We start from the raw sequence: 9,273 nt of genomic DNA, 5'->3' as shown, positions 1-9,273 counted from the left end.
TCACACGCTCTCACGAGAAACTCAGCACACTCACCCGCTTTCACGCGCATCAATTCCAAAAACCACTGAGGCCTGCCGACCCCCGGTACTGGCAGCTCCTCAGACGGCATCACACTCACCCGCCATCTGGTGGTTGACGCCGTCGGCTGGCCAAAATCATTCGCCTCCGTCTGCCGTCGCCATCGGCGGACACCAAGCGCCATCGTCCCGGTTCGCTCGGCAGCCAGCTGCAGGCGTCGGGAACTGACCATCGGCAGGCGGACAAGCTCGCCGACGACCGCCCCGAGACCGCCAAACGAGAGCCCCTCCTCCATATTGGCCAGAACGTCCTCTTCCCTGTCGGACTCCACGAAAATGACGCGGTCGGGATGAAGGCCAACCTGGGCAAGCGCCGGAAAAAACAGATCGGGCCGCGTCAGACACCAGATGACGGGGCCTTTGGTCCTGGCGGCAATGCCGGCCACAAAAAGCGCGGCAGCCGCTCCGTCGACCGTACCGGATCCGCCGCCCGCAAACTCATGCAGGGCTCCATAAGCAAGACCCCCGCCAGGCAAGGCCGCGTCGATTTCGGGGACGCCGAAGGCGAGTGTGCCAGCCCGTTTCGCGGCTGCGCCCTCCATCGAGGCAATGCGGTCGCGCAAGTCGCAGATCACATCCAAGACCCCTCCAGGAGCCCTGGGGAAACGGGCAGCAGTCATCGTTCACGGCTCCCTTCAAGGTCGTGTTCAAAGGATCGACATCAAGTCGCACGGCTATTTGTTCATTATTTGTTCTTATGGAGCAGAAGAGTCAAGCACCACATGGTTGAGGAAAATTACCGGCTCTAGCAAAAGACCGGGATTCAGAAAGGAATCAAGGCAGTGGAGAAAAAATGAATTTTTACTGAACTCGCGCCATCGCACGCGAAATGCTTCAGGCGGGACTTTAGCTGGACTTTCCTTTGTGCAGGGTTCCATATATTCGTGCGCACTACCACCCGAGGACTAGACCGCAGCCCCTATGTGAAAGGGATGCTGCCAAGAAGAGGCCCCTCGACTAATGTTCGTTTATAGCGTATCCCGGCCACCCGTAGTTCTTCCAGGGGATCTTCACACATCGATGACCAAGAGCCTCGCGGAGCTTAACCCGGACGATTAGACCACGGGGTCTCTTCCGACGAGAGCCGGTGTCTACAGCTTACCTTTTCTCAGGGAAAAACCTTATAAGCCGCGTATTCGCGAGCGCGTCTCTGCTTGCCGCATCAAAGAAGATGCAGCGTTCGATATTTATACGCAACTCTTTTGGCACTTCTGGTCCGCCGGCTTTCAGGAGCTTGTCGCTCATCGCAAGAAGAGCGGCCACTTCGACAGCACATCCGGCTGCAGACATAATGGGGGCTCCCGCTGGTCCGGATCGCATTTCTTCAAGATCATCGCTGGCGCTATAAAGCGTCAACAGATACCAGACCAGAAAGAATGCGGACCAGAGTATCATGCTTCCAAAAACATATGCTCGCATAAATACTCCCCGCTATCTGCTGAAGCCGGGAAGACCCTGGATGGCATGTCTAGGGAGTGGTGTGCGAGAGGGCAGACGTTCCCGTTTCTGCACCCCGAACAAAAACAGCATTTCCCCTTTGAGTTTCGAAGGGTCGGTCATTCCTCCCTGGAAAAGATCCATTATCTTACGGGTGGCCCTGACGAATGACCGGTCACCATCAATGCGCGGGTCGCTTTCAAAGCCGGCCTCTGACAACAGCGAGCGCAACATATTCAGATCGTGAGACGAAATCGGGCCGTATTGTGTGGCGGAAGACATCGCGTCCTCCTTTCGTTGGGGCCAAGGGATTTTACCTTGAAGCGGTAACGCCCTTTAAAAAAGCTACCGAAGGAAAAAGCCTGCGCGTTTTGAGGTTTATTAGCAAGGAAATTCCGATCGGCCCGAGCGCAGACACCACAAAATAATGACCGGCGGATGGATGTTGACCTCTGCTGAAGTTTTTCAAACCGTATTCGCTTGCGCGCGCAGCTATTGGGGCGCACTATAAGACGTCGGTAGCCATGTCACGGGCACTACTGGTTGAGGGTCGGTTTACCCTGGCCCCAAAGATAGGAGGACAATATGTCTTCCCACACCGGTTTTGCAGCCATCTCCCCTGAGGAGATGAAGATGATCCAGTCAGTCTTGAGCAGTGCCGGCTATAACGCCGCGTTGCTGCACAGCGACCGGCGACAATACAACACGGCCGCTTTTCTTGTAATGAGACTGTTTCTTGCGGGAGAAACATCTGCTGATGCTCTCGCTGGACAATTAAAGCGCCGTCTAGGGAACGCACTTGACCAGTCCTGCCAACCGCCGTCACTGCCTGAGGTCATCAAGAGTGTCCCACGCAACACTATATACGTCCTGAACTTTTTCAGGAAACCTCGTGATCGATCGAACGAGGGTTGATAAACAGGCCCGGACGAACGAGCGCGGGGCCCGACAAGCGATAACCTTATAAGTCCCTGAGAGTGCTGAATTCTCGCGGCAGAAAGAGTATGACTATGAAAGAGAGAAAGACATACACTGAAATCACCTTCGTGAATCCGTTCGTACTGCAGGGCCTGGTAACGCCCTTGGAAGCTGGAACATATCGTCTGGTTGTGGATGAACAATTTGTTGAGGGTCTCAGTTTCCCGTCGTATCAACCCGTAGCAACTCATCTTGAGATACCTGCGGTCTCCGCCCAATTGGTGACGCGCCAGTTTTTGCAGGTCTCCGCAGACGAGATTGAGGAGGCGCTGAAAAAAGACGCCCAATCCCAATGCAGCGAGCCCGAACAGTGATCGGCGCTTCACAAGATCGCCGGCGAGTATGATGTTCAGTTTGTAAACAAGCGGTAGTACAACGCCACTTGCGCGCCGCTTATTTTTCTCCAGCGGGAATTTATGTCCGATGTCGTGCGGAATGAGTAGGAAGGATATTCCGAACTAGATATTTGAAGCAACCGCTTTCAACCGGCTTCTCGCCTCAGCACGCTGCGGCAAAGTCTACTCTAGCCGCATCACCGATTTCAGCGGCATTTTCGCCGTCGAAACACCGCCGCCTCTGACGGCCTCAAATTCTGCGCCATCCGCAACTTCGTTCTTCAGAAGTTTCTCCGCTAGCATTTCTCTGGCTGCCTGCGCTGCTTGGGCGAGGGTTTGAAGGTCATCTGAGAGCATGGCGCCAATTAGATCGATCGAGAGACCATCAGCTTTCCGCACGTGGGAGAATTATCGATGCATGTTTTAGGTCCTGCATTCGCTTCCTGTCATAAACATCAGTTTGCCCATTTTTGCTGTGAGGACCGGGAACTGCTGACCAGCAGTGCGGTTCTGGTCGAAGCTCGCGATACGATTTCGTCCTTATGCTTGCCTTTCCACTCGCAAGCTGATGGATGTGAGGTGACCTTCACCGTCGTTGGGCGTGGAGGCCGTGCCAATCAGAGCGGGGACATTCTCGTGTTACGGCAATTCGGAGGCAAGAAGCTCCTGATAGTGGAGCACCGACCTATGCTGACTGCGGCATGCCGTAATCGGCTGGTCAACGCGGGGGCAACCCTTATAGGGCCGCTTCGATCGCCAGAAGACATTCTGGACGCATTGGTGGAGGGAGGCGTGGACGGCGCGATCCTAGACGTCGGCGCTGATGATGAAACGCTTGTCTCAGCGTTTATTATTCTTGAACGGGCGAACGTGCCGTTTGTCTTCGCGTCCCGTGCCAAATCGGACCGAGGCGGATTCTCCATGAGTGGTGATAGGCAAGCACTTCGGGAAATAGCTGACGCGCTCTTCGGTCCACCTGGCGCGTCGTTTACTCTTCATTGATTTTCGCTCAAGCTGTCGAATCTGCGCTCATGATAGAATTCTTCTGGTAGTTGATTATGAACGCGAAATTCCCGAAGTGCCACACGCCGCATCATCCTGAGGAAATCTGCATCGATTGGAGCATCGTCGGTTAGTTCGGGAAGTTCTTCAAGCATTTCGTCAATAGTCTTTTCCACACGGTGGATCTGCATCCGCTCATCGGCAGTGAAACGGATGGACCAACGGAAAAGTACACGTCGAAGTAAGTCGTGAGCGAAATCAGGCGGTAGGGGCAAGACTCGTCCTCCACCCGAGATAGGCGGGAGCACGTAGTAACCCTCAGTCGTCACCGCCTATGAATTCGGTTGGTGACAATGGGCGAAATATTACTCCCAAGCGGAATAAAGTCGAGCCCAATAGTTGGCCGGTACAAATTAATGCTTGCCTTGCGCTCGCATGCAAACATGCGGCGCCTAGAGGATCGTGGCCCGCGGGCCAGCTTATTCATGCTGTATTGCGGTGAAGTACAATCGGACCCCTGGCACCCTATTTGTCCGCGCCACTTCGAACGAGATCAGCAGTCCTGGCCTTCATCGCCAGGACGGTTCTTTCGCCAAGCGGAAGTTGAATATCTTCTCGGTTTTTCTTTGCGGCGGCGAATAGGACCGCTTTGAACCGGTCCGCATCTGGAGCTGTCAGCATCCCCGCGCCGACTTGGATCGCTTCTTGCCACGCCGGCCGCGCTTCCATGCCTCGTTGTAGACGAGGGCCAGATCGGCCAAAACACAATTGCAACCCGGTACGTCTAGGGCTCAGTTGAAGGCCCTTTTTCACCTGATCTGCCGGCCTTCATGCGGGCACAATCGCAGCGTATGAAGTACTATCGGCAGCCAACGTAACGGGCGCTGTCGTTAGGCAGCCAACACGCCCTAGCCCAGAGCTTTACAAGAGGCATGCAATGTCATCTATTGCCCAAATATCCAGATCCGAATTCGACCGGCTTAATTCTGTTCTTGAGAGCGCAGGAATGCGTGGTTTTGACGATAAAAAGCAACAATCGGCCCGAGACATGGCTGCGAGAGTATTGATCGAGCAGTTCCTTGAGGACGCATCTCAGGAATAGGAGAAAGCTGCCGGGTAGGAGGGCAAGCTCAGTCTGAGCGCTAATTCATGTCAATGTGAAAAACTGGTAGTAAGTAACCTGCCACCAACGGCGGTAAAATCACTGTACCGTGCTCACAGAGAAGAACTATCAAGGCTCGATTGGCCTTCGTTGTCAATTTCTGCATCGAGCAAGTCCTGTAGCGCCGCCTGCTCGGGGCTGTCGTGTCTCAGAAGCAAGAATTCATCAACACGCAATATCGTCTCATGTCCACCGGACGCTGAATTTGCATTGTGACGCACGACGGCCACACCGTCTTGTCTTTTCCCAACAGACCAGCTGTCGCCATTCGAACTTGTCGCAAACTGTTTGAAGTCTGTCATGTTCGCCGCCCTCTCTTCGTTCTCTAAAGTTAACCCGGACTGCACGTGAAGTGAAACCGCAAAAGTGCGAAATCACGCCCGGTCGAACGTGAACGACGTCAGCAAGGTCGTGACGAAATTGCTGGCCTTTTCCTTGACGAGCAGCTCCGTCCACTCGTCTGTTCCCAGAAATCTCAGATCAGTCTGAATACTGTCGACAGCTGCGGCCTCAATGCGTTCAATATGTTCTTTGAACTGCGCCTCGCCTCCACCGCGGTAAAGATCGCGAATAACCATCCTCAGGATCTCCTGGATGGCAATCTGCCAAGCGGTGTTAATCGTGTTCAACTCACTTGCTGTCGATGACATCGCTCTTCCTTCGCTATTCAAATGCCGTCGTCATTGTTGACCAAGGGCTCCTATGGCTGGACCGGAAACTGGTGCCAATGCGATCCGAGCTCGCTCAATCGGTCAAGCGAGTGGGCGAAATCGTCACGGATCGCCTTGCGATGAGTGCCGCTGTAACAGATGTTCGGTCGGCAAGCTCTTTTGCGAGGGGCGCGGCTCTAAGACGTGCTGTTTTTTCATCCCGCGCCTTAGCAACGGCTTGCCGATCATGCTCCGCAATATCCGATGCAATGACAGGAGCCAGAAGCTTTCTGAACGCGTTCTCTGCTTGCTGGCGGGGTCTGCTATGTCGTTGTGTCATGTTGTATCTACCTGTCCGGCCCAAGGCCAAAAAACAAAAAGGGCCAGGCGAAACGCCTGGCCCCAATGAAATTGCTCCCGGCAGTGCCAGTACATCCGTGGTCAAGGGGAAGCGGATCTCACTTATGCAGAATGCAGATTGGTCGCGGACATTTTGCCCGACTTGTTGTCGCGCTCAAGTTCAAAACCAATCTTCTGGCCTTCTACAAGCTCTCGCATTCCTGCACGCTCGACGGCCGAGATATGAACAAATGCATCTGCGCCGCCATTGTCAGGCTGAATGAAGCCGAAGCCCTTTGTGGAGTTAAACCATTTTACTGTGCCAGTGGTCATGATGAACCCTTTCCAAGCATAGAGTGACGTACCGCGTAACGAATGCGACGCGGGCAAGTACCGACTGATTTTGAAAGAGAAGTTCGCTTAGAGCGCGGTGCCAATCGCACGATAGACAAGCTTGGCAAGCAAAAGATCGATGACCAATTAATACCGCCCTCGGGAGTGTCTGTCAATGAAAAGTTTATGCCTCTTTCTACAATCAACCTTCGATTGCATCGACGGAGATAATGATCCCTGCACGGAACGCAGGTGCAGAATCATTCCTCGAGGAATTAAAGCCACGATCACCACTCGTTATGCGAGTCTGCGCTAGACGCTTGATTCCGGTGCATCATTTTGCGGCCACAAACGTTTCCTCGTCAGGAAACGCAAAGAGGAGGCCTGTTATGAGCAAGCGTGAACTGATCGATACCGGAACCGACAAGCGTTATGTGCGCCGCGATAAGAACGGAAAGTTCAAGGAAAGCGTCGGCGTCTCGCGATCGCTCTCCGCCGACGCACGCCACGGTGCGAAGCATGATGCAAAACCGGGCCAGGGTGACCGGGGTGATCGCAAACACTGACGAACCCCGGTGAAGCTCGCTACGTATAACGTCAACGGCATCAACGGCCGGCTCGAGTTCCGCGCCGCCAGATCGAGAGCGCAGGCTACGGCGCCATCCAGCATGGGCAGATGGCGTTGCAATCCTTGCCCGGGGTGGATCTGGGCGGTCGACTTGAAAACTGAGGCACCGCGGCGACGCTACACCTATCAGAGGGAGTGGTAAGCACGTGTTGGTGTGGACGGCTCTGAGACCTCGGAGATCCGTGGCATGATGGATGGCCATGGATCCATGAGCGAGAGGAGCGCTTACCATGAAGACCATGATACGGATTGGAATGGACACATCGAAGAACGTGTTTCAGTTGCACGGTGTCGACCAAACTGAGGGTGTCGTAATACGCCGACAGTTACGACGTCGGGAAATGATCAAGTTTTTCGAGAGTACGCCTCCCACTTTGATCGCCATCGAGGCCTGTGGCAGCTCGCATCACTGGGGGCGTTTACTGAGTGCCTTCGGACACGAAGTACGCCTGATCCCACCGCAATATGTAAAGCCGTACGTGAAACGAGGAAAGAATGATGCAGCGGATGCTGAAGCTCTATGCGAAGCAGTCAGCCGTCCGTCGATGCGGTTCGTTCCTGTAAAATCGAAGGAACAGCAGGCGGCCTGTATGTTGATGAGCGTTCGAGAACGTATCGTTGGCATGAAGACGCAGCTATCGAACGCAATCCGCAGCTATGCGGCTGAGTTCGGCATCATTGGGCCACCTGGTCGCCAAAACGTCAACGCGTTGATCAAGCGGACACGCGAGTGATGATACGCTTCCTCAGCTTGCGAGAGAGCTATTCAATCTTCAGGCTAAAGAATATCAGGCAGTAGAGGCTAGGCTTGAAGCGGTCGAAGCCAAGCTGATGAAGTGGCACCGAACCGACGATGTCAGTAGGCGGATTGCGACGATCCCAGGCATAGGACCGATTGGGTCAACGATGTTAAGCGTCAAGGCGCCCCCGGCCGAAAACTTCAGCTCGGGTCGCCACTTTCCCGCTTGGCTTGGTTTGACCCCTAAAGACCACTCGACCGGTGGTCGGGTTAGATTGGGTGGCATCACCAAGGCAGGCGATCCGTCGATCCGATCAACGCTGATTGTCGGTGCAACCGCCCTACTAAGACATGTGAGGAAGGCCGAACGAAGCCTTCACGTTGGCTCGCTGCAATGCTGGAGCGTAAGCCACCGAAATTAGTCGCGGTAGCGCTGGCAAACAGGTTCGCCCGCATCGCTTGGCGACTTATGATATCCGGCGGCGTCTATGAAAAGCCGGAAGGTCCCGAACTATCCGCTGCAGTGTAGCCTGAACAATCCGGCCAACTTTCCAGAGCGAACGGCCGAGTAACCGAACTTGCAGGAACGAGTAGATGGAATGACCGATTGGTCGGTACCCGCGACAGTCCGAAGATTGCACTGGCGAAAAAATGTCGCGCATGTGTTTGGAGCGTGGATAGCGAACACCATCTTGGCCAGCAGATAAAATCTGCATCGACAGGCCGGACATCTGATTGCAAGCAATCGCGTTGTCCGTATACTCAGATCCTGACGAGGGAGGAGCCGTCCAGATCTGCAATCTTTATCGCATGGAAGACAGGGACTGGGTCTCGAAATGGGCCCAGGATGCCGAAAGCTTTATCAACCTGATGCCGGCGTATCAGATGAACCCTGACCAAATGGGGCCCATCGTCCGCAACACTGCGGATGGCAAGAAGCAGCTTGTGCATGCGCGATGGGGCCTGCCCTCACCGATTTTCGTGCAAAAGAAGGCTGCGGAAGCAAGAGCGGATAAGCTTAAGGCCAAGGGCAAGGCCGTCGATATCAACGAACTCATTCGCATGGAGCCCGACCGTGGCGTAACCAATGTCCGCAAGCTCAACCTGCCTCACTGGACGAGATGGTTCGGCGTCGAGCACAGGTGCCTCGTGCCCGTCACCAGCTTTGCCGAACCGGATCCTGCGAGCAAACAGGACGGTGGCAATGTGCCTAACGCCTGGTTCGCTCGCGACGAGACAAAGTCGCTAATGTTCTTCGCTGGTATCCACGTGCCGCAATGGAAGAGCGTCCGGAAGGTAAAGGATGGAATGACCACGGACGATCTCTATGGCTTCCTGACCACGGATCCCAATGATCTCGTCAAGCCAATCCACGAAAAGGCCATGCCTGTTCTGCTGCTGACGAAGGAAGAAACCGATATCTGGATGCGGGCGCCGTGGGACGAAGTTAAACACCTCGCCCGCCCACTTCCAAACGATGCGCTCATCATCCTGTCACGTGAGCCTTATGGATCGTCAATCGTATCGAAATCTGGCGAGCCGGTTGAGCAAGACGGTCTGGTGTAACGGATTAGCTGTTTCGCTCGGCAGGA

13 protein-coding genes and 1 pseudogene are annotated in these 9,273 nt (G+C 54.7%); 6 read left to right on the top strand and 8 right to left on the bottom strand.

What is annotated here, in order from left to right; genetic code table 11:
* From FS804_RS24465 to FS804_RS24455, 3 genes are all read right to left on the bottom strand, one after another.
* Positions 1 to 698, bottom strand: a 698-nt coding sequence (locus tag FS804_RS24465; protein ID WP_144579322.1) for an ImuA family protein, incomplete at its 3' end; no start/stop codon positions are given.
* 478 nt (positions 699 to 1,176) lie between these two features.
* Positions 1,177 to 1,497, bottom strand: coding sequence for a hypothetical protein (locus FS804_RS24460; RefSeq protein WP_144579321.1), 321 nt, complete (start codon positions 1,495 to 1,497; stop codon positions 1,177 to 1,179).
* Between the two features lie 12 nt (positions 1,498 to 1,509).
* On the bottom strand, positions 1,510 to 1,797 hold the full coding sequence (locus tag FS804_RS24455) for a hypothetical protein (RefSeq protein ID WP_144579320.1): 288 nt from the start codon (positions 1,795 to 1,797) through the stop codon (positions 1,510 to 1,512).
* A gap of 303 nt (positions 1,798 to 2,100) precedes the next feature.
* On the opposite strand from FS804_RS24455, the gene FS804_RS24450 reads away from it, so the two are divergent.
* Together FS804_RS24450 and FS804_RS24445 are read left to right on the top strand one after the other, a co-directional pair.
* Positions 2,101 to 2,430 (top strand): hypothetical protein, encoded by a 330-nt coding sequence (locus FS804_RS24450; protein WP_144579319.1) that lies wholly within the window; start codon positions 2,101 to 2,103, stop codon positions 2,428 to 2,430.
* 95 nt (positions 2,431 to 2,525) lie between these two features.
* Positions 2,526 to 2,807: a hypothetical protein gene (locus tag FS804_RS24445; RefSeq protein ID WP_144579318.1), complete on the top strand. Its 282-nt coding sequence runs from the start codon at positions 2,526 to 2,528 to the stop codon at positions 2,805 to 2,807.
* Positions 2,808 to 3,011: 204 nt separating this feature from the next.
* Here the strand turns inward: FS804_RS24445 and FS804_RS25480 are convergent, their stop codons facing one another.
* Complete coding sequence (locus tag FS804_RS25480; RefSeq protein ID WP_371417907.1) at positions 3,012 to 3,227, bottom strand: hypothetical protein; 216 nt, start codon at positions 3,225 to 3,227, stop codon at positions 3,012 to 3,014.
* 15 nt (positions 3,228 to 3,242) lie between these two features.
* Here FS804_RS25480 and FS804_RS25325 point away from each other — a divergent pair, with 15 nt between their 5' ends.
* Positions 3,243 to 3,830, top strand: coding sequence for a hypothetical protein (locus tag FS804_RS25325; RefSeq protein ID WP_246665955.1), 588 nt, complete (start codon positions 3,243 to 3,245; stop codon positions 3,828 to 3,830).
* Here the strand turns inward: FS804_RS25325 and FS804_RS24430 are convergent.
* The 4 genes from FS804_RS24430 to FS804_RS24410 all read right to left on the bottom strand — a co-directional run bounded on the left by FS804_RS24430 (position 3,824) and on the right by FS804_RS24410 (position 6,314).
* A complete protein-coding gene (locus FS804_RS24430; RefSeq protein ID WP_144579317.1) occupies positions 3,824 to 4,105 on the bottom strand; it encodes a hypothetical protein in 282 nt (93 codons plus the stop codon). The two genes, FS804_RS25325 and FS804_RS24430, sit on opposite strands and share 7 nt — an antisense overlap.
* 940 nt (positions 4,106 to 5,045) lie before the next feature.
* The gene (locus tag FS804_RS24425) at positions 5,046 to 5,294 is read right to left on the bottom strand and encodes a hypothetical protein (protein WP_144579316.1); all 249 of its coding nucleotides are present in this window, start codon (positions 5,292 to 5,294) and stop codon (positions 5,046 to 5,048) included.
* A 72-nt stretch (positions 5,295 to 5,366) separates the two neighbouring features.
* Positions 5,367 to 5,642, bottom strand: a complete 276-nt coding sequence (locus FS804_RS24420; protein ID WP_144579315.1) for a hypothetical protein — start codon at positions 5,640 to 5,642, stop codon at positions 5,367 to 5,369.
* A 462-nt stretch (positions 5,643 to 6,104) separates the two neighbouring features.
* The gene (locus FS804_RS24410) at positions 6,105 to 6,314 is read right to left on the bottom strand and encodes a cold-shock protein (RefSeq protein ID WP_144579314.1); all 210 of its coding nucleotides are present in this window, start codon (positions 6,312 to 6,314) and stop codon (positions 6,105 to 6,107) included.
* Positions 6,315 to 6,703: 389 nt separating this feature from the next.
* On the opposite strand from FS804_RS24410, the gene FS804_RS24405 reads away from it, so the two are divergent.
* The 3 genes and pseudogenes from FS804_RS24405 (at position 6,704) to FS804_RS24395 (ending at position 9,247) form a co-directional block, all read left to right on the top strand.
* Entirely contained in the window at positions 6,704 to 6,880 is a 177-nt protein-coding gene (locus tag FS804_RS24405) for a hypothetical protein (RefSeq protein ID WP_144579313.1), read from the top strand.
* Positions 6,881 to 7,172: 292 nt separating this feature from the next.
* Positions 7,173 to 8,210: pseudogene (locus FS804_RS24400) on the top strand (IS110 family transposase).
* A 263-nt stretch (positions 8,211 to 8,473) separates the two neighbouring features.
* Positions 8,474 to 9,247 (top strand): SOS response-associated peptidase family protein, encoded by a 774-nt coding sequence (locus FS804_RS24395; RefSeq protein WP_144579323.1) that lies wholly within the window; start codon positions 8,474 to 8,476, stop codon positions 9,245 to 9,247.
* The last annotated feature ends 26 nt before the right edge of the window (positions 9,248 to 9,273 follow it).

Origin of the sequence: Agrobacterium sp. DE0009 (assembly GCF_007680755.1) — a bacterium.
GTDB lineage: Bacteria > Pseudomonadota > Alphaproteobacteria > Rhizobiales > Rhizobiaceae > Agrobacterium > Agrobacterium tumefaciens_B.
This window is presented reverse-complemented; position numbering and strand designations above follow the sequence as displayed.

What these genes read in the sequence shown, in the direction of transcription:
- FS804_RS24460 (WP_144579321.1), bottom strand. Translation starts at nt 1,497, where the DNA reads ATGCGAGCATATGTTTTTGGAAGCATGATACTCTGGTCCGCATTCTTT.
- FS804_RS24455 (WP_144579320.1), bottom strand. Translation starts at nt 1,797, where the DNA reads ATGTCTTCCGCCACACAATACGGCCCGATTTCGTCTCACGATCTGAAT.
- FS804_RS24450 (WP_144579319.1), top strand. Translation starts at nt 2,101, where the DNA reads ATGTCTTCCCACACCGGTTTTGCAGCCATCTCCCCTGAGGAGATGAAG.
- FS804_RS24445 (WP_144579318.1), top strand. Translation starts at nt 2,526, where the DNA reads ATGAAAGAGAGAAAGACATACACTGAAATCACCTTCGTGAATCCGTTC.
- FS804_RS25325 (WP_246665955.1), top strand. Translation starts at nt 3,243, where the DNA reads ATGCATGTTTTAGGTCCTGCATTCGCTTCCTGTCATAAACATCAGTTT.
- FS804_RS24425 (WP_144579316.1), bottom strand. Translation starts at nt 5,294, where the DNA reads ATGACAGACTTCAAACAGTTTGCGACAAGTTCGAATGGCGACAGCTGG.
- FS804_RS24420 (WP_144579315.1), bottom strand. Translation starts at nt 5,642, where the DNA reads ATGTCATCGACAGCAAGTGAGTTGAACACGATTAACACCGCTTGGCAG.
- FS804_RS24410 (WP_144579314.1), bottom strand. Translation starts at nt 6,314, where the DNA reads ATGACCACTGGCACAGTAAAATGGTTTAACTCCACAAAGGGCTTCGGC.
- FS804_RS24405 (WP_144579313.1), top strand. Translation starts at nt 6,704, where the DNA reads ATGAGCAAGCGTGAACTGATCGATACCGGAACCGACAAGCGTTATGTG.